The organism is Serratia sp. NPDC087055 (genome assembly GCF_044900985.1).
Lineage (GTDB): Bacteria > Pseudomonadota > Gammaproteobacteria > Enterobacterales > Enterobacteriaceae > Serratia.
Genome location: NZ_JBJDOG010000004.1, coordinates 207,441 through 225,658 on the forward strand (window position 1 = coordinate 207,441; position 18,218 = coordinate 225,658).

Sequence of the window (18,218 nt, forward strand, 5' to 3'; positions counted from 1 at the left end):
TCCCCGGGAACATAGCCAACTATGTGACAGGGGTGAGTAGGCGCAGCCAACAAAGATGCTGCTTCAAGTATGACGGGTATAAACGTAGCAACTCGCCCGGGCGAATGCCAGAAGCCCAGTCTGAAATTGATCATTGTTGTTCACTGCCGAAGACGCGTAGCGAGCAACGGCAGTGTGAGCGCGGACAGCGCACAGGCCCCGCAGCGTACACGCAGTATCTGAGGAGGCCGGCACTGCCCAAGGTCAACATGCCGCAGCGCAGTAGCCGGAGGCCATCATTCCCCAGGGAACAGGAATGGGTTGATGCTGCTACGGGCAAAACCTTCGTCTTCCATTTTGGCATCGAGCACCAGCGTGGCCAAATCGTCCGCCACCGCCTCAACCTGCGGGTCTTTTTCCTGATAAAGAATTTTCAGGTAGGTGCCGCAGTCGCCACAGCTCTCCGCCTTCACCGCAGCCAGTTCGCTGTCCAACGACCAGTAGTTGAGATCGCGGGTCTGTTCGCAGTTGCTGCATTTTATCCGCACCACATGCCACTCGCTTTCACACAGGTTACAGTGCAAATAGCGCAGACCGCTGACGGTGCCAATATGCACAACACTGGCTACCGGGATGCTACCGCACACGGGGCAGAATTGGCGATGCTCACCATATTCAGCCCGTGCCTTGCCCGGGATCTGGCTGGCCATCTGCGCCCAATAGAGCGATAACGCCGCCCAGATAAAGGGGGCCTTCTCACTGCCGATTTTGCTGAATTCTTGGTTAAGCAGCGCCTGAGCCATCAGTTCCAACTCATGTGCCGATGCCTTTTCCAGATTATCCAGCACCGCCAGAACATGCTCTGGCGCTTCCGGGCGCAGCTCCGCGATCAGCGAGTTCAACAGCTTGTGCCAATGCTCACTACGCGGGTAAATGCTCAAATCCAAGGGCGGTTTGCCGCTGGCGGCCCCTTGCTGCAGGGCTTCGGTAAGATCAAGCTGTAGTGGGTTGTCATGCAGCGCGTGGTGCTGCGCTTCAGCCAACTGTGCGGCAAAGTTCAGATAGTCGCCCAGCGGATTATCAGTCGCCAACGTGCGAAGACGTTCAGCGCGGCGGCTATACAGGCTTTTCAGATTCGCGAAAAGTAACGGCGGGATGGTTTCCGCCGTTGTGGACTTCTCGCGCTGTGCCCCTAGCTGCTCTTTAGGAACAATGCGGATACTCATTCAGGGTTTGTCTTCCTGTTGTTTCTCGCGGACCTCTCGGTACCAGCGCGGGTGATGTTTTTTAGCCCAGGCCGCCGGCACCCAGCCTTCCACCATGGCAGTAATGGTGCCTTTTACCCAAAGCGCGGCGTAAATGTGCACCATAATCACGATGATAAGACCCACCGCCGCCAGCGAATGCACCAACAGCGCGATACGGATCAGCGGTATCGGGAAGGCTGGCGCAAAGTATGGCCGCCAGATCACTACACCGCTGGCCAACAGCAGCACCAGGCTAATGATTGCCGCCCAGAATACGCACTTCTGACCGAAATTATAACGCCCGGTGTCACCCACTTCCTCGTTCATGACGATTTTTTGGATGTTTTTAGCCCAGACGATGTCTTCACGGTTGATCAGATTGTGCTTCCAGTAACGCAGGAACATCAGCAGGAAGGCCGCAAACATAATCACCCCAACAAAGGGGTGCAGAATACGCGCCAACTGCGGCGTACCGAGAATGTTCATCAACCAGTTGAAGGAGGGGAAAAAGAACCCCAACCCACTGATGGCGGCAAACACAAAGCAGAACGCCACAATCCAATGGTTGATTCGTTCCGGCGCGCTATAACGCTGAATACGCTTTTCCTTCTTCATTTGCGCGTCTCCTCATCGTGCGGCTCATCGTCTTCGTCCTCGTCGACGCGGTTAGGACCGACACCGACATAGTGGAACACGCTGGCCGCAAAGGTGGCGGCAAAGCCGATGGCCGCCAGGGGCTTCCACACGCCTTTCCAGAACGTGATCGCCGGGCTGATCGTCGGGTTATCTGGCAAACCGTGATAGAGCTGCGGTTTGTCGGCATGGTGCAGCACGTACATCACATGGGTGCCGCCTACGCCTGCCGGATCGTACAGACCGGCGTTCTGATAACCACGGCTGTTCAGCTCGCTGACGCGTTCGGCGGCGATCTCCTTCATGGCGTCCTTGGTGCCGAAATGGATGGCACCGGTCGGACAGGTCTTCACACACGCGGGCTCCTGGCCGACATCAACGCGATCGACGCACAGGGTACATTTGTAAACCCGGTTGTCGTCCTTGTTCATGCGCGGCACATCAAAGGGGCAACCCGCGATGCAGTAACCACAGCCGATGCAGTGCTCTGACTGGAAGTCGACAATGCCGTTGGCGTACTGGATGATCGCCCCTTCCGACGGGCACGCCTTCAGGCAGCCCGGATCGGCACAGTGCATGCAGCCGTCTTTGCGGATCAGCCACTCCAGCTTGCCGTTTTCCTCCACTTCGGAGAAGCGCATCACCGTCCACGACTTGGCCGTCAGATCGGCGGGGTTATCGTATACCCCGACGTTGTGACCGATTTCATCGCGGATGTCGTTCCATTCGGAACAAGCCACCTGACAGGCCTTACAGCCGATACAGGTGGTGACATCGATCAGTTTAGCCACTTCTTCCTGGTGGTCACGGGCGCGGGGCGCCGGCGTGAAGCCATTGGTGGCGGATTTACGAATGATGTCTTGAGATTGCATTGCCATAATTCGTCTCCGTTACACCTTTTCCACGTTAACCAGGAACGCCTTGAACTCTGGCGTCTGCGTATTGGCATCACCGACAAACGGCGTCAGCGTGTTGGCAATAAAGCCTTTCTTCGCCACCCCTTCGTAACCCCAGTGGATCGGGATACCGATGGTGTCCACATCCTGACCGTGCACCTGCAAGGTACGAATACGCTTGGTCACTACAGCCTTGGCCTTGATAAAGCCGCGGTTGGAGCTGACCTTCACCGTATCGCCATGCTGGATGCCTTTTTTCGCCGCCAGCGACTCGCCAATTTCCACAAACTGCTCCGGCTGCGCGATAGCGTTTAGCACCGCATGCTTGGTCCAGTAGTGGAAGTGTTCGGTCAACCGGTACGTCGTACCGACATACGGGAACTTGTCGGAGGTTCCCATCGCCGCCAGATCGTCCTTGAACACCCGCGCCGCCGGGTTGGAAACCACGTTCGGGTGCAGCGGGTTAGTGCCGAGCGGCGTTTCAAACGGCTCGTAGTGTTCCGGGAACGGCCCTTCCGCCATTTTATCGACGGCAAACAAGCGGCCCATGCCTTCTGGCTGCATGATGAATGGTCCGACATCACTGCCTGGTGCAGCGGCACTGTAGTCCGGGATATCCACCCCGCCCCACTTGGCACCGTCCCACTCCAGCAACTGACGTTTTGGATCCCAAGGCTTGCCTTGCGGATCGGCCGAAGCACGGTTGTACAGAATGCGGCGATTGAGCGGCCAAGCCCAGGCCCAGCCCAGCGTATTGCCGAGGCCAGACGGATCGGCATTGTCACGTCGTGCCATCTGGTTACCGGCCTGCGTCCAGCTACCGGCGAAGATCCAACAGCCGCTGGCAGTGGTACCGTCATCGCGCAGATGCGCAAAAGTACTGAGTTGCTCACCCTTCTTCGCCAACACTTTGCCGTCAGCGTCGAGGATATCTGCCAATGCCTTGCCGTTGCTTTCCATCGCCACTTCTTCCGAAGCGGGATCTTCCGGCGTCAGGTAATCCCAGGTCATGTTCAGTACCTGCTCCGGCACTGCACCGCCATCACGCGCATACATCTCACGCAGACGCATGAAGATGCCCGCCAGGATTTCCCCGTCGTGCTTCGCTTCACCTGGGGCATCAGCCCCTTTCCAGTGCCATTGCAGCCAGCGCCCGGAATTCACGATAGACCCGTTTTCTTCGGCGAAGCAGCTGGACGGCAAACGGAATACCTCGGTTTGAATCTTCGACGGATCGACGTCGTTAAATTCACCGTGGTTCTGCCAGAAGTTGGACGTTTCGGTATTGAGTGGATCAATGGTCACAAGGAACTTCAGTTTTGACAGCGACGCCACCACCTTGTTCTTGTTCGGGAACGACGCCACCGGGTTGAAGCCCTGGCAGAAGTAACCGTTGACCTTGCCTTGTGACATCAGCTCGAAGTACTGCAACACATCGTAGCCTTTGTCCCACTTCGGCAACCAGTCAAAGCCCCAACTGTTGTCCTTCTGCGCCTTATCACCGTAGAAGCTCTTCATCATGCTGACGAAGAATTTCGGATAGTTGCTCCAGTAGTTCACCTGGCCCGGCAACACCGCTTTCGGCGTGTTTGCTTTCAGGTAAGTGTCGATATCGGTCTGCTTTTCTGAAGGTAATGTCATATAGCCTGGCAGGCTCTGTGACAGCAGGCCCAGATCGGTCAGCCCCTGGATATTGGAGTGGCCACGTAGCGCATTGACGCCACCGCCAGCCATACCCATGTTGCCGAGCAACAGCTGGATCATTGCCATGGTGCGAATGTTCTGTGCGCCGACCGAGTGCTGAGTCCAGCCCAGGGCGTACAGGAACGACGCGGTTTTATCCGCCACGCACGTTTCGGCAATGTATTCGCACACCTTGATGAAATCGTCGGTAGGCGTACCGCAGATGTTGTTCACCACCTCTGGCGTATAACGGCTGACGTGCTGTTTCAGCATGTTCCACACGCAACGCGGATCCTGCAGCGTCAGATCACGCTTGGCAAAGCCGTTTTCATCGAGCTGGTAGTTCCAGGTGGTTTTATCGTACTTGCGGTTTTCTGCATCGTAACCGCTGAACAGGCCATCTTCGAAGGTGAAGTCTTCTCGCACCAGCAAGCTGGCGTTGGTGTAGGCGTGAACGTATTCGCGGTTAATTTTGTCGTTGGTCATCAGGTACAGCAACACGCCCGACAGGAAAGCAATGTCGGTCCCGGAACGAATAGGCGTGTAAAAATCCGCCACCGATGCGGTACGGGTAAAGCGCGGATCGATCACGATCAGCTTGGCTTTATTATGAATTTTGGCTTCCATCGCCCAGCGGAACCCCACCGGATGCGCTTCCGCCGCATTACCGCCCATGACGATAATCAGATTCGCGTTCTTGATATCAACCCAGTGGTTGGTCATCGCACCGCGACCAAATGTTGGAGCAAGACTTGCTACCGTTGGTCCGTGTCAGACACGTGCTTGGTTGTCTACGGCAAGCATGCCGAGAGCGCGACTAAATTTTTGGGTCAAATACCCGGTTTCGTTACTGGACGCGGAGGCACACAACATGCCGGTGCTGAGCCAGCGGTTGACGGTCACGCCCTGTTCGTTCGTTTTCACAAAATTGGCGTCACGGTCTTCTTTCATCAGCTTGGCGATGCGCGTGAAGGCGTCGTCCCAAGTGAGGCGTTGCCATTTGTCAGAGCCTGGCGCACGGTATTCTGGATACTGAAGACGGCTTGCACTGTGGATAAAGTCGACCAGACCCGCGCCTTTCGGGCAAAGCGCGCCGCGGTTGACCGGGTGATCCGGGTCCCCTTCAATGTGGAAAATGCTTTCTTTGGCGTTTTTGGCGCCATCACCAAGGCTGTACATCAACAGCCCACAGCCGACGGAACAATACGTACAGGTATTACGGGTTTCACGGGCGCGCAGCAGTTTGTACTGCCGGGTTTCCGCTAACGCGACTTCTGGGGCAAAACCCAGCGCAGCCACCGTCGTTCCTGCCATACCGCCAGCGCAGATCTTAAAGAACTGCCTTCTGCTGACCTGCATGGGGGTCTCCTTTCACTCGCGATTGTCACATTGTTTCAAATGGCGCTTTCCCCCTGGAAGCGGGAAGCGCTAAAATTACTGTTGTTTTTACGGTGGCAATATTACCACAGCGTGTATGTGGTTGTTACAAACAGGTGCCAGTTAAGTGAACAATATAAACTCAGACCAACTTATAAATGAGACACAGCTCACAGGGGTGACCCAGGCTCAGGTTCATCAACGCGGGCAACTCGCCACCGCACAGCCGGACTGGCTGGCGGAAGAAGTCCCGGTTGCGCTGGTCTATAACGGCATCTCTCACGTGGTCATGATGTGCACGCCCAAAGATCTGGAGGCATTCGCCCTGGGTTTTTCCCTGTCGGAAGGCATCATCGAATCACCACGCGATATCTACAGTATAGAGATTAACCAAACCTGTAACGGGTTGGAGGTACAAATAGAGCTCTCCAGCCGTCGTTTTACCGGTTTGAAGGCACGCCGTCGCGCCATGGCAGGCCGCACCGGCTGCGGCGTATGTGGTATTGAACAGTTGGCGGATATTTTCCGTCCGCTGCCTGCGCTACCTTTCACCCAGCGCTTTTCCCTCACCCATCTTGATTCCGCATTGAAACAACTGCGAGAAGTGCAGGAAGTGGGGCAACTGACCGGTTGCACCCATGCCGCCGCCTGGTTATCGCCGCAAGGGGAATTGCTCGGTGGATGTGAAGACGTCGGCCGTCATGTTGCCCTGGATAAACTGCTCGGCGTCCGTGCACAACAGGGTTGGCAGCAGGGCGCGGTATTAACGTCCAGCCGTGCCAGCTATGAAATGGTGCAGAAGGCTGCGATGTGTGGCGTGGAGATTTTGTTCGTGGTGTCGGCGGCCACTTCATTAGCCGTGGAGATCGCCGAACGCAGCAACCTCACGTTGGTCGGCTTCAGTAAACCCGGCCGTGCCACGGTGTTTACCCACCCGCAGCGCATTGTTGATTAGGCTAAAGCCACACAATAAGTAGGGCATTGATAATCATTTTCAATATCATTTAAATAACTATAATGATCCGACTGCTTACGCGGTGCTCACATAATGCGCCGCCCATATACCCTTGGAGATGATGATTATGAGTTACTCACTGCCATCCCTGCCGTACGCCTACGACGCACTGGAACCGCATTTCGACAAGCAGACGATGGAAATCCATCACACCAAACACCACCAGACTTACGTTAACAACGCCAACACCGTGCTGGAAGCTTACCCAGAACTGGCTCAATACAGCGTTGAAGAACTGATCCAGGATCTGGATAAAGTGCCTGCTGACAAGCGCACCTTCATGCGTAACAACGCTGGCGGTCACGCTAACCACAGCCTGTTCTGGAAAGGCCTGAAAATCGGCACCACCCTGGGTGGCGATCTGAAAGCGGCTATCGAACGTGATTTCGGCAGCGTTGAGAAATTCCAGGAAGAGTTCGAGAAAGCCGCAGCGACCCGCTTCGGTTCAGGTTGGGCTTGGCTGGTGCTGAAAGGCGACAAACTGGCTGTAGTCTCTACCGCTAACCAAGACAGCCCGCTGATGGGCGAAGCCGTTGCCGGCGCTTCAGGTTTCCCAATCGTGGGCCTGGACGTGTGGGAACACGCTTACTACCTGAAATATCAAAACAAACGTCCAGACTACATCAAAGCATTCTGGAACGTGGTTAACTGGGATGAAGCCGCTGCACGCTTCGCTGCGAAGAAGTAATTCGCACCCGGCAATAAAGATACCCGCTTAATGCGGGTATTTTTTTGACCAAAATTCGCTAAAGTTTGACCGCTCTTTGCCGATGGTTTGTTCAATTGACGTTCGCCCGGAAAGGAAAATCATTATGGCGGCATTGCAAACATTGGCAGGAAAGTTCGTTCATCTCACCGTCGGTAAAAAGCTCGGTCTCGGATTTGGTCTCATGCTGTTGCTGACCGCAATCATCGCCGGTACTGGCGCACAGTATCTCCATATCATTGAATCACGGGCCTATCGCATCGATTTTAGCAATCGTCTGAACGACGAAATCAATCAGGCCAAATATAACCGTGCGCTCTTCGGGCAAACCTACAAACCGGAATACCTCAACAATAACCGCACCAGCATCGAAAATGCGGTGAAGCTGATCAACCAGGGCCAGAACCTGAATTGGGATCCTCAGAGCAAAAAAGACCTTCAGCGTTTGGTCGTGCTGATCAGCCAATACCAGCAGCAGCAAAACGCCTTCGAAAAGGCGGTGGCGGCGAAAGATGCCGTGCGCCAAAGCTGGAACATGTCGGAAGTGCAGGACAACCTGAACCAGGTGGAGCGCCAACTCACTAATGGTGACCTGCAACTGGCCTTTATTCAGTTGAACCAGAAGCTGACGCTGGTGCGCTACGGGGCTCGCGGCCTGTTACTGAGCCTGAGCGCCGAATCCGAAGCACCGCTGATCGCAGCAATTGACGACGCACGTAGCGCCGCAAATGCGCTGAGCCGACGGCTCAGCGACGCCCAACGTCCTCTGCTGCAACCCTTGCTGACCGCTCTCGACGACTATAAAAACCGCATTGAAGCCTACCTGCCGGCCTATCAACAGGAACAGTTAATCAGCCAACGCCTGGGCAACAGTGCGCAGGAAGTCGGCACACTGGTCAACGCCTTCTTACAGGATGAATTGACGCAAACCCATAACGACATCAATTCGGCACAGATGCAAATGGGCATTACCACGCTGATTGCCATCATCGTCGGCTTGCTGGTTGCCTGGCGTATCACATTGCAGATCACCCGGCCGTTGCAAAGCACTCTCGCGCTGGCGGAACGCATCGCCAGTGGCGATCTGCGACAGGCACAGACCAGCACCCGTCGTGATGAACTGGGCCAGTTACTGAACGCCGTCGCGGCCATGAGCCAAAACCTGCGCGATATGATTGAGAAAATCCAGATGGGGGTCAGCCAGGTGTCCACCGCCGCCGCAGAGATTGCCGCGGGTAATACCGATTTGTCCTCACGTACTGAACAACAGGCTGCCGCAGTGGAAGAGACGGCCGCCAGCATGGAGCAACTGACCGCTACGGTGAAACAAAACGCCGAAAACGCCCACCACGCCAATCAGCTGGCCACCGATGCGTCACAAACGGCCCAGCAGGGCGGCAAGCTGGTCGAGAACGTGGTCAGCACGATGCGCGACATTTCCAGCAGTTCGCAGCGAATCGCCGAAATTACCACCCTGATCAACGGCATTGCTTTCCAGACCAATATTCTGGCGCTTAACGCGGCAGTAGAAGCCGCGCGCGCCGGGGAGCAAGGCCGCGGCTTCTCGGTAGTGGCCAGCGAGGTCCGTAATCTGGCACAGCGCAGCGCCCAGGCAGCGAAAGAGATCGAAGGGCTGATTACCGAATCCGTCAGTCGGGTACAGACCGGTACCACCCTGGTGGAAAACACCGGCAATACCATGGAACAAATTGTCCTGTCGGTTACCCATGTGCGTGACATTATGGCGGAAATCGCCGCAGCCTCCGACGAGCAAACCCGCGGCATCGCCCAAATCGGCCAGGCAATCGTCGAAATGGATCACACCACCCAGCAGAACGCCGCGTTGGTGGAAGAATCTGCTGCCGCTGCCGACTCCCTGGAAGAACAGGCGGAAATGCTGCTGCAAAGCGTGTCGGTGTTCCGTTTGGCGGAGCAGCAGGCACCTGTTGCGGTGAGAACCTCAGCACCGAAAGCCTCAACCAGTAAACAACCTGCCCCCCATACCGACGCACAAGACAACTGGACTACGTTCTAATTATCTCCCGCCCGAAACCTCTCGGGCGGGTTATTGTTCCCCTCTACCAACTCAGGCTATGCTTGTCCATCGACGCGAGACATGGAGGCGCATATGCATCAACCTGAGGTTTATATCGGCACTGTCCAACCCTATGAAGGCGGGCGGCCTAGCGGCATCGCCAAGCGCTTGGTGGACGGTGCAGTCAAGCTGACCCCGCTTGGCCTGGAAGGCGACGAACAGGCGGAGAAAAGTTATCACGGCGGGCCAGACCGCGCGCTGTGCCACTATCCACGTGAGCATTATGACCACTGGCGTGAACAGTTCCCGGCGCAGGCCGAACAGTTCAGCGCACCCGCTTTTGGCGAGAATATCTCTACCCTGGGGCTGACCGAACACAACGTGTTTATGGGTGACATCTTCCGCTGGGGCGAAGCGCTGATCCAGGTCACCCAGCCACGCTCCCCCTGCTTCAAGCTCAACTACCATTTTGATATCGATGACATTTCAGTGCTGATGCAGCAAAGTGGCCGGTGTGGCTGGCTGTACCGCGTGGTGTCTGCCGGTAAAGTCAGCGGCGATCATCCGCTGGAACGGGTCATGCGCAACAGTGATGTTTCTGTCGCCGAAGCCATTAGCATCGCCTGGCATATGCCGTTTGATGAAGAACAATATCGCCGCCTGCTGGCCGTTGCTGGGCTATCTGCCAGTTGGAGCAAAACCATGCTCACGCGTATCACCGAAGGCCGTCTCGAAGACTTTAATCGCCGTTTGTTGGGCCGCTAAATAGGTTGTTGGGAATAAACGTGGCGCGGCATGCTGCGCCACCCCTTTTCATCCGCCTATACTGTTCAGCGTCGGTCGTTCCGACAACCTCTTTCAGGCAGGAGCAACGTTATGAACACCTCGTCTCATCCGATCCACCATGCCGCAGCCGCGGGTTACCAGGCCAACGCCGATCGTTACGTTAAAGGACGGCCGGATTATCCACCGGAGATCGCTGCCTGGCTGCGCGATACCATCGGCCTTCATGCAGGTATGACGGTGATCGATCTTGGGGCCGGCACCGGCAAGTTCACCCCACGCTTACTGGAAACGGGGGCACAGGTCATCGCCGTTGAACCCGTGGCACAGATGCTGGAAAAACTCTCGGCAGCGCTGCCGCAGGTGAAGACATTGGCGGGCACGGCCGAGTCGATCCCGCTGCCGGATGAGTCGGTTGACGCAGTGGTCTGCGCGCAGTCTTTCCATTGGTTTGCCACGCCGAAGGCGTTGGCCGAGATCCAACGTATCCTCAAGCCCGGTGGCAAGCTTGGTTTGGTGTGGAATATGCGTGATGCTCGCGTGAGCTGGGTACGTAAGCTGAATCAGATTGTCGACCGCCACGAAGGCGACGCACCGCGTTTTTACACCGGCGAATGGCGTAAACTTTTCCCGTTCAAAGGGCTGGATGCGCTACAAGAACAGGTATTTATGCTTGGCCATCAAGGCGCGATAGAGGATGTGATTTATAACCGGGTGCGTTCCACCAGCTTTATCGCCGCGTTGCCGCGGCAACAGCAAGAACAGGTGATCGATCAGATTCGGCAATTGGTGGCAGAAGAGGGGGAGTTGCAAGGCAGAGAAACCGTCACTGTGCCCTATCAGACCAAGGCGTATTTCACCACCAAGCTATAACGCTGGGCACCACATAGCCAAAATAATCGGCGTTGCGGCAAGAACTCCCGTCACAGACTCAAGTCAGTGACGGGGAATTCAACGTCAGTGATGACGGGTACCGACGATCAGAAGGCTTTTTTGGCGTAACCGGTGACCACTTTCAGGCCCATCTCACGGCCCAGCGCAGTCATCGGATGCACCACGATCAGGCCGCGCACGTTTTTCTTCAACGTGCCCATATCCGCCTGTTCTTTCTTGGTGATTTCACGGCTGAACGGCAATTGGTTCAGCTTTTGCGCTTCTGCACTCAGCTTCTCAACGCGAACGCCTTTCAAACGTTCGATTTCCGCTGCCAGCTTCTCTTTTTCTTTGGTGTGCTGCGCAATCAAATCAAGATTACCCTGTTGGATCACCAGGGTGTCTTTGTGGTTCAGTGCGTCCAGCAGGTCGCTAAGGCGCTTAATCTCTGCCTTTTCTATCTCTTTCATGGTGTCTGGCCTGTTGTGCCTGTACGGCACGCTAATCAATGATGCCCACATTGTAGCAAAATGCGCGCGTGGTTACCCGTCTTGCGCAATGCCCGGCGGCAGGCCGCTCATCTCGCAGGCTTTGGCACCGACACGCGCCAACGCCTGGCTGTAACGTGCATTAAACGGATAACAACAGGAGAGTCGCAGCGCATTGCGGTAACGACCGCTGGGAGAGTACAGCGTACCCGGCGTCAGACAGATCTGCTCCTCCAGTAACTGGTGGAACAGTGCCACGCTGTCGACCCCGCTCGGGAATTCTACCCAAAAGACAAAGCCGCCTGCAGGCTGCGTGGCTCGAGTCCCCTGCGGGAAGTGACGTGCGATCAACGCCCGTGCCTCATCCACCTGGGCTGCGTAGCGTTTGCGCAGGTTACGCAGATGATGATCGTAGCCGCCGGTTTCCAGGAACATCGCCAACGTTTCCGACAGTAACTGTGACTCGGACATCGACGATACCGCCTTCAGTTTGCGCAACGCGTCGTTGAAACGCCCACCGCTAATCCAGCCGATGCGGAAATCCGGAGCCAGCGTCTTGGTAAAGCTGGAACAAAACAGCACCCAGCCACCACGATCGAAAGACTTCACCGCGGGAGAAAGTGCCCCCCCGAACTGGATCTCCGCGTATAACCCATCCTCAATGAGCGGTACCTGATGATCGTTCATCAGCCGCGCCAGGCGTTTTTTCGCCGCCAGCGGCATGGTGCAGCCTAGCGGATTCTGTACCGTCGGCATGGCAATGACCGCGTTCAGCCGCTTCTCGTTCAGCAGCAGTTCCAGCGCGTCAAGCGACAGCCCGTGTTGCGGATCGGTTGGGATTTCCAACGCCTTTAGCCCCAGACTGGCCAGCAACGGCAACAGGTAAAAATAGGTCGGCGACTCCAGCCCGACGCAGTCCCCCGGCTTGGTCGTCACCCGCAGCGCCAGCTGCAGCGCTTCCATACAGCCGTGCGTCAGCGTGATGTCGTTTGGCTCCAGCAACATGCCCAGCGCCATCGAACGCCGTGTGATCTGCTGGCGCAGCCGCAGGCTCCCCGGCGGCAGCGCGTACTGCCCGATCAGGTTTGGCTGACGGCGCAGTTGCGACGACAGCATCCGCCCCAACTTGCCGCCGGGATAAAAATCTGAGGTTTGGGGACAGGCAAGCGAAAGGTTGGTGAAGGCCGGATTCTGCTGGGCGGCAAACACGGTGTCGATCAACGCCAGCACATCGTCCGCCGGAGGCTCTATGCGGTTACTGGTCGGCGAGGCCGCCTTTAACGCCGGTAGGGTGTTGCAGACATAAAAGCCCGACTGCGGTCGTGCCTCTATCAACCCGCGATCTTCCAATGTGCGGTAAGCCGCCACCACGGTGTTGATACTGACGTTATGGGTCTGCGCGCAGCGGCGCACCGAAGGTAAACGGCTGCCGGGCAGCAAGGTACCGCGGCGTATGGCTTCCGCCAGCGTATCCGCCAGTTGCTGGTAGCGCGTTTCCGGTATTTCATCGAGCAGGGTCACAGTTTGTCTCCAGGCAATGGGTACAGTTTCATATTGCAGAAACTGTACCCATGACAATAGCTTGTTTCTGGTTCTGTCACCATCCGTCCGCAGGTTTTATGCTGGTTCCTTTGCTCCCGTCCCCTTTAAGGAACCCGTTATGTTGGACTCAGCCTTTATCAGTTATGTCACCGTTATGTCGATTACGCCGGGTCCCAACAACCTGCTGCTGGCATCGTCCGGAGTGAACTTTGGCCTGCGCCGCACGCTGCCGATGGTATTTGGCATTAGCGTCGGTTGCGCGGTGCAGCTGGCCCTGACCACCACCCTGCTGGCGCTCATCCTGAGTTGGGCCGGTATGATTCGCTTTCCGCTGGCGGTGATCGGCTGTACCTATCTACTCTGGCTATCATGGAAATTATTCCAGGCCGCGTCACCGGACGGCAAACAACAGGCGCAACCGATGCGCTTAATCAACGGCGCCCTGTTCCAGGCGGTAAACCCTAAGGCCTGGCTGATGGCAATTAACGTGGCTATTCTCTTCACCCCACGCGAAGGGACCAGCCTCAGCCACACGCTGATGATCATTGCCGGTTTTACCGCATTGAACATTCCTTGCGTATTGGTGTGGGCGATATTGGGCGATCGTCTGCGTGATGCGCTACGAGTGACCTGGAAACTGCGGTTGTTCAATGGCGTAATGGCAGGATTGATGGCAGCCACGGCGCTGTGGCTGTTATTCGACGAGTGGCGTGCGGCCTTTGCTTAACTGCGACCGAGAGGTGAAAGCCGGGAGGGTTGTTTGGCACCGATACCGGCGATCAGATCGGTCACCGACAGCACCATAGTAGAGCGCAACACCTGCTGGTATCGCTGACGCTGCATGGCGATCAGCGATTCTTCCGCTTCGCCGGGCTGCAGGAAGGTCGGTACCGGCGGCAGCGCAGCCACGCAGTGCAGTTCGCCGAAGGGCCCGAGGATTTCATCATCGACAAAACGGTATTCCGAGCCGTCGTGGTTCAGCTCTTCACGCATTGCCATCAGCAGCTCGGCGTCTTCGTACTCATGGCGAGAGATCACGCCCAGCCCATACATCAGCTTCAGACGCACCGACAGTTCACCCAGCGGGCCCGCACCGGACAATAGTGGTTCGACGGCATACTTCACCGCATAGTCGTCCTTACGGAACACCTGCACCACCAGCACGTTGAGCGCTTCTGCCAACAGCTCTACCGCTGCGATCAGAAAACTGCGCACCGTCTTGCCAGCGTTCAGCCTTTCCAGAACCTTATTTTCAAATGCCTGTGCTTCTTCCATCGTCGCTTTTCGAATGGCGTGGGAGGGGTATGCTGTATCGGTCACTAATTTAATACCATAGGCGTTATTGTCGCAGCCAGTTTGCGAGCGGACAGCGCGCAGAATCCGGAGCGTACACGTAGTACGTGAGGAATTCGAGCACTGCCCAACCGTAAAATGGCAAGTAAAATAGCCTATTGGCGCTGCATGGCGTTATACACAGCAATGGCCTGTTCTACAACCTCACTTTCAGCCTGCAGACCGGAAATTTGCGCCAGCGCGGCTTTTGGCCCCAACTCGGCCAACAGTTCTACCAGCTCTTTGGCCTGCGGATCCTGTTCGCTGCGGTAGCTCATCGCGGCAGCAATGCCCTGAATCAGATTGGCATGCGGTAAGCCATATTCCAGCGTACCGAGTAACGGTTTGATCAGACGGTCGCCGGCACTCAATTTACGCAGCGGCTGACGGCCCACACGCTCAACGTCGTCATGCAGGTACGGGTTCTCAAAACGGCTGAGGATTTTGTCGATGTAAGCAGCGTGCTTGGCAGCATCGAAGCCGTAGCGTTTGATCAACACGGCACCGCTCTCTTCCATCGCGCCTTTTACCACGCGGCGGATCGCCGGGTCGAGAATGGCATCGCGGATCGTCAGCAAGCGAGCCTGTTGCCCGAGATAAGCCGTGATCGCATGGCCGGTATTAAGCGTAAACAACTTGCGCTCAACAAATGCCATTAGGTTATCGGTCAGTTCCATGCCGGCGATCGCCGGTGGTTGGCCTTTGAACTGGGTCTGGTCAACAATCCATTCGCTGAAGGTTTCTACCGTCACTTCCAACGGATCGCTGCTACCCGCTTCCGCCGGCGGCACAATACGGTCAACCGCCGAGTCAACGAAGCCAACATGCTGTTCGACCCACGCCTTATCTTCCTGCGGCAACACATCGAACACGTGCTGTTTTAACTGGCTGGTGCCACGCACCATGTTCTCGCAGGCAATGATGTTTAGCGGTTGGCTGTTACCCTGCTGATGACGTTTGCTAAGCCCTTTGGCGATCGTGCCCGCAATTTTAGCCAGGATTTGTGGGCCCACGGCGGTGGTCACGATATCCGCTTCGGCGATCAATGCAACCGCCTCGTCACTGCCGCTGTTAACTGCACTGACATTGTTGACCTGTTCGACCCGGGCCTGCTCGCCAACCACGTGAACCTGATAGCTTTTACGGCTGTTCAGCAGGTCCAGCACCGTCTGGTTAACGTCGGCAAAGGTCAGTTCGGCGTGCGCATCCGCCAACAGCTTGCCGATAAAACCTCGCCCAATATTTCCCGCACCGAAATGTAATGCTTTCATAGTCCTACCTTTCTAATGTCGAAGGGTGCAGCAAGCTGCACCCCTTAAAATGATTCTGTTATCAGGCTTTTTTGCCGCCCAGCAGATCCAGCACTTCCTGCACGCTGGTCGTGTTCGCCAGCCGTTCGATGACACCGTCGTCATCCAATGCATTGGTCAGGCTGGTAATCACCTGGATGTGTTCGTTGTTGCGTGCTGCGATACCGATAACCAACCGCGCCACTTCATCCTCTTCATCACCGAAACGCACACCCTGTGGGTATTGGCAGAACACCACACCGGTACGCAATACCCGGTCTTTGGCTTCGATGGTGCCGTGCGGTACGGCGATCGACTCACCCAGGTAGGTAGAGGTCAGTTTTTCGCGTTCCAGCATCGCCGGGACGTATTCCGGCTCAACGTAGCCGCCTTTGACCAGCTGTTCACCGGCAAAGCGAATCGCCTGCTCTTTGTCGCTGGCCTGTAAGTTAAGGAACACGTTGCTTTCACTGAGTCTGAACAGGTTTTGTTCGGATGCCTCAAAGCTATCGTCCAGTGTGCTGATGACTTTCTGCTGGTTATCCGTGGTTTTGTTAGCGGCCACCAGGCGCTCGGTCAGATCGCTGTACAGCTTGCTGTCGAGGAAGTTGGTCAGCGAAATATGCTGAGCCTGAGGCGCATGGCGCATCGCACGCTCAGTCAGATCACGGTGGGTGATCACCAGATCGACATCATCCGGCAGGCTGTTGATGGCACTGTTGGTCACCGAAATGTTTTTCAACCCAGCGTCCGCCACCTTCTTGCGCAGTACGCCAGCGCCCATCGCACTGGACCCCATACCGGCATCGCAGGCGACGATGATTTTGCGCACCGTCGTCAGATCACCATCTACCGCTGCGTGTGCCGCTGCCCCCCCTTTGGACTGAGACTTCATTTCCTGCATGCGGCGAGTCGCTTCTTCCAGATCATCCTCTTCTTTCACTTTTGACGTTTTCAGCAGGAACGCTGACACCACGAAGGACACGGCAAAGGCCGCGACCACGGCTGCAATGTTGGCGAAGTAAGCGCCTTTTGGCGTCATTGCCAGCACCGCCAGGATTGAACCCGGTGAGGCCGGGGACACCAGGCCGCCGTTCAGCATGGTGAGCGTGAATACGCCGGTCATGCCGCCCAGAATTACCGCCAGCAGCAGGCGTGGATTCATCAGCACGTACGGGAAGTAGATTTCGTGGATACCCCCCAGGAAATGGATGATTGCCGCACCGCCCGCAGACTGCTTGGCACTACCGCGACCAAAGAACATGTAGGCCATCAGCACGCCCATACCCGGGCCTGGGTTAGCTTCGATCAGGAAGAAGACAGATTTGCCGGCTTCGGTCGCCTGCTGGATGCCCAGTGGCGAGAAGATGCCGTGGTTGATAGCGTTGTTCAGGAAGAGAATTTTCGCCGGTTCGACGAAGATCGACGCCAGTGGCAGCAGGTTGTTCACCACCATCACATGCACGCCGGCTGCCAATAGCTTCGACAGCACTTCGACCAGTGGGCCTATGCCCAAGAAGGCCAGAATTGCCAGCAGCATGCCGATAATGCCGGCAGAGAAGTTGTTCACCAGCATCTCAAAACCGCTTTTGATCTTGCCGTCTACCCAGCGGTCAAAATGCTTTATCGCCCAGCCACCCAACGGACCCGCAATCATCGCGCCGAGGAACATCGGCATGTCAGCCCCGACAATCACCCCCATGGTGGTGATCGCACCGACCACGCCACCGCGATCGCCACCGACCAACCGGCCACCGGTGAAACCGATAAGCAACGGCAGCAGATAGGTGATCATTGGGCCAACCAGCTTGGCTAAGGTTTCGTTAGGCAGCCAACCTGTAGGAATGAATAAGGCAGTGATGATACCCCAGGCGATAAATGCGCCAATGTTGGGCATCACCATGTTGCTTAAGAAGCGGCCAAAGTTTTGAACTTTGACTTTGATGTCTGGTGAAAACATAAAACACACCCCTATTGTTACGCGCTGACAATAGAGCGCGTGATTATTGTTGTTACGATCCAGCCGTGTTGTTGCTGTATGCGCAATGGACTCTATCACGCTGTTTTTACCGCGCGAACTTCACGGATTTTTTGTGATTAACATCACACAAACACCCCCATAAACAGGTTACTTATAGTGATGCAGCTCACATTTAATGAGTGTAAAAAAGCCACAACGAGAACGAAATGCGCTTAAAACTCAATTAAATGTGATGTTTGTCACATTTAATTGATGCGTGTTTGTTTTTAAATTGTGATGTTTATCACAATCTATTTTTCGGTCACTACCGAATCCTGGCTTGGGGGTGGTCTTCCCTGTGAGCATTCATCCCGTCGGGA

15 protein-coding genes are annotated in these 18,218 nt (G+C 56.1%); 6 read left to right on the forward strand and 9 right to left on the reverse strand.

Annotation, left to right across the window (positions count from 1 at the left end; genetic code table 11):
- Positions 1 to 275 precede the first annotated feature (275 nt).
- From fdhE to fdnG, 4 genes are read right to left on the reverse strand one after another with little or no spacing between them, the layout of a single operon-like run.
- Positions 276 to 1,205, reverse strand: a complete 930-nt coding sequence (fdhE, locus tag ACI2J2_RS19125; protein WP_209637995.1) for a formate dehydrogenase accessory protein FdhE — start codon at positions 1,203 to 1,205, stop codon at positions 276 to 278.
- Positions 1,206 to 1,841 (reverse strand): formate dehydrogenase cytochrome b556 subunit, encoded by a 636-nt coding sequence (gene fdoI / locus ACI2J2_RS19130; RefSeq protein ID WP_209637997.1) that lies wholly within the window; start codon positions 1,839 to 1,841, stop codon positions 1,206 to 1,208. It lies immediately after the preceding gene.
- The gene (gene fdxH, locus ACI2J2_RS19135; protein WP_209637999.1) at positions 1,838 to 2,737 is read right to left on the reverse strand and encodes a formate dehydrogenase subunit beta; all 900 of its coding nucleotides are present in this window, start codon (positions 2,735 to 2,737) and stop codon (positions 1,838 to 1,840) included. The genes fdoI and fdxH overlap by 4 nt, the downstream gene beginning before the upstream one ends.
- A 12-nt stretch (positions 2,738 to 2,749) precedes the next feature.
- A complete protein-coding gene (gene fdnG, locus ACI2J2_RS19140; protein ID WP_209638001.1) occupies positions 2,750 to 5,797 on the reverse strand; it encodes a formate dehydrogenase-N subunit alpha in 3,048 nt (1,015 codons plus the stop codon).
- A 154-nt stretch (positions 5,798 to 5,951) separates the two neighbouring features.
- Here fdnG and fdhD point away from each other — a divergent pair, with 154 nt between their 5' ends.
- The 5 genes from fdhD (at position 5,952) to ACI2J2_RS19165 (ending at position 11,227) form a co-directional block, all read left to right on the forward strand.
- The gene (gene fdhD, locus ACI2J2_RS19145; RefSeq protein WP_265556673.1) at positions 5,952 to 6,770 is read left to right on the forward strand and encodes a formate dehydrogenase accessory sulfurtransferase FdhD; all 819 of its coding nucleotides are present in this window, start codon (positions 5,952 to 5,954) and stop codon (positions 6,768 to 6,770) included.
- 127 nt (positions 6,771 to 6,897) lie between these two features.
- Positions 6,898 to 7,518, forward strand: coding sequence for a superoxide dismutase [Mn] (gene sodA, locus ACI2J2_RS19150; protein WP_037421110.1), 621 nt, complete (start codon positions 6,898 to 6,900; stop codon positions 7,516 to 7,518).
- Between the two features lie 124 nt (positions 7,519 to 7,642).
- Positions 7,643 to 9,571, forward strand: coding sequence for a methyl-accepting chemotaxis protein (locus tag ACI2J2_RS19155; RefSeq protein WP_404760637.1), 1,929 nt, complete (start codon positions 7,643 to 7,645; stop codon positions 9,569 to 9,571).
- A gap of 93 nt (positions 9,572 to 9,664) precedes the next feature.
- Positions 9,665 to 10,336 (forward strand): 6-hydroxyaminopurine reductase, encoded by a 672-nt coding sequence (yiiM, locus tag ACI2J2_RS19160; protein WP_209638008.1) that lies wholly within the window; start codon positions 9,665 to 9,667, stop codon positions 10,334 to 10,336.
- 111 nt (positions 10,337 to 10,447) lie between these two features.
- The gene (locus tag ACI2J2_RS19165) at positions 10,448 to 11,227 is read left to right on the forward strand and encodes a class I SAM-dependent methyltransferase (RefSeq protein ID WP_265556653.1); all 780 of its coding nucleotides are present in this window, start codon (positions 10,448 to 10,450) and stop codon (positions 11,225 to 11,227) included.
- A gap of 107 nt (positions 11,228 to 11,334) precedes the next feature.
- Here ACI2J2_RS19165 and ACI2J2_RS19170 read toward each other — a convergent pair whose 3' ends face one another.
- Both ACI2J2_RS19170 and ACI2J2_RS19175 read right to left on the reverse strand, forming a co-directional pair.
- Complete coding sequence (locus tag ACI2J2_RS19170) at positions 11,335 to 11,697, reverse strand: YibL family ribosome-associated protein (protein WP_209638011.1); 363 nt, start codon at positions 11,695 to 11,697, stop codon at positions 11,335 to 11,337.
- Between the two features lie 72 nt (positions 11,698 to 11,769).
- A complete protein-coding gene (locus tag ACI2J2_RS19175) occupies positions 11,770 to 13,236 on the reverse strand; it encodes a PLP-dependent aminotransferase family protein (protein WP_209638013.1) in 1,467 nt (488 codons plus the stop codon).
- 139 nt (positions 13,237 to 13,375) lie between these two features.
- On the opposite strand from ACI2J2_RS19175, the gene ACI2J2_RS19180 reads away from it, so the two are divergent.
- Positions 13,376 to 13,984: a LysE family translocator gene (locus ACI2J2_RS19180; protein WP_209638015.1), complete on the forward strand. Its 609-nt coding sequence runs from the start codon at positions 13,376 to 13,378 to the stop codon at positions 13,982 to 13,984.
- Here ACI2J2_RS19180 and ACI2J2_RS19185 read toward each other — a convergent pair.
- From ACI2J2_RS19185 to ACI2J2_RS19195, 3 genes are all read right to left on the reverse strand, one after another.
- Positions 13,981 to 14,532, reverse strand: coding sequence for an MltR family transcriptional regulator (locus ACI2J2_RS19185; protein ID WP_037421127.1), 552 nt, complete (start codon positions 14,530 to 14,532; stop codon positions 13,981 to 13,983). The genes ACI2J2_RS19180 and ACI2J2_RS19185 overlap by 4 nt on opposite strands.
- Before the next feature lie 173 nt (positions 14,533 to 14,705).
- Positions 14,706 to 15,860 carry a mannitol-1-phosphate 5-dehydrogenase gene (locus tag ACI2J2_RS19190; protein WP_404760638.1) on the reverse strand — a complete coding sequence of 385 codons (1,155 nt, stop codon included), beginning with the start codon at positions 15,858 to 15,860 and terminating at the stop codon, positions 14,706 to 14,708.
- A 61-nt stretch (positions 15,861 to 15,921) separates the two neighbouring features.
- Positions 15,922 to 17,838 (reverse strand): PTS mannitol transporter subunit IICBA, encoded by a 1,917-nt coding sequence (locus tag ACI2J2_RS19195; RefSeq protein ID WP_209638019.1) that lies wholly within the window; start codon positions 17,836 to 17,838, stop codon positions 15,922 to 15,924.
- Positions 17,839 to 18,218 lie beyond the last annotated feature (380 nt).

Excerpts from the sequence above, each read along its gene's own strand:
- fdhE (WP_209637995.1), bottom strand. The coding sequence starts at position 1,205 with ATGAGTATCCGCATTGTTCCTAAAGAGCAGCTAGGGGCACAGCGCGAG.
- fdoI (WP_209637997.1), bottom strand. The coding sequence starts at position 1,841 with ATGAAGAAGGAAAAGCGTATTCAGCGTTATAGCGCGCCGGAACGAATC.
- fdxH (WP_209637999.1), bottom strand. The coding sequence starts at position 2,737 with ATGGCAATGCAATCTCAAGACATCATTCGTAAATCCGCCACCAATGGC.
- sodA (WP_037421110.1), top strand. The coding sequence starts at position 6,898 with ATGAGTTACTCACTGCCATCCCTGCCGTACGCCTACGACGCACTGGAA.
- ACI2J2_RS19155 (WP_404760637.1), top strand. The coding sequence starts at position 7,643 with ATGGCGGCATTGCAAACATTGGCAGGAAAGTTCGTTCATCTCACCGTC.
- yiiM (WP_209638008.1), top strand. The coding sequence starts at position 9,665 with ATGCATCAACCTGAGGTTTATATCGGCACTGTCCAACCCTATGAAGGC.
- ACI2J2_RS19165 (WP_265556653.1), top strand. The coding sequence starts at position 10,448 with ATGAACACCTCGTCTCATCCGATCCACCATGCCGCAGCCGCGGGTTAC.
- ACI2J2_RS19170 (WP_209638011.1), bottom strand. The coding sequence starts at position 11,697 with ATGAAAGAGATAGAAAAGGCAGAGATTAAGCGCCTTAGCGACCTGCTG.
- ACI2J2_RS19180 (WP_209638015.1), top strand. The coding sequence starts at position 13,376 with ATGTTGGACTCAGCCTTTATCAGTTATGTCACCGTTATGTCGATTACG.
- ACI2J2_RS19185 (WP_037421127.1), bottom strand. The coding sequence starts at position 14,532 with ATGGAAGAAGCACAGGCATTTGAAAATAAGGTTCTGGAAAGGCTGAAC.
- ACI2J2_RS19190 (WP_404760638.1), bottom strand. The coding sequence starts at position 15,860 with ATGAAAGCATTACATTTCGGTGCGGGAAATATTGGGCGAGGTTTTATC.
- ACI2J2_RS19195 (WP_209638019.1), bottom strand. The coding sequence starts at position 17,838 with ATGTTTTCACCAGACATCAAAGTCAAAGTTCAAAACTTTGGCCGCTTC.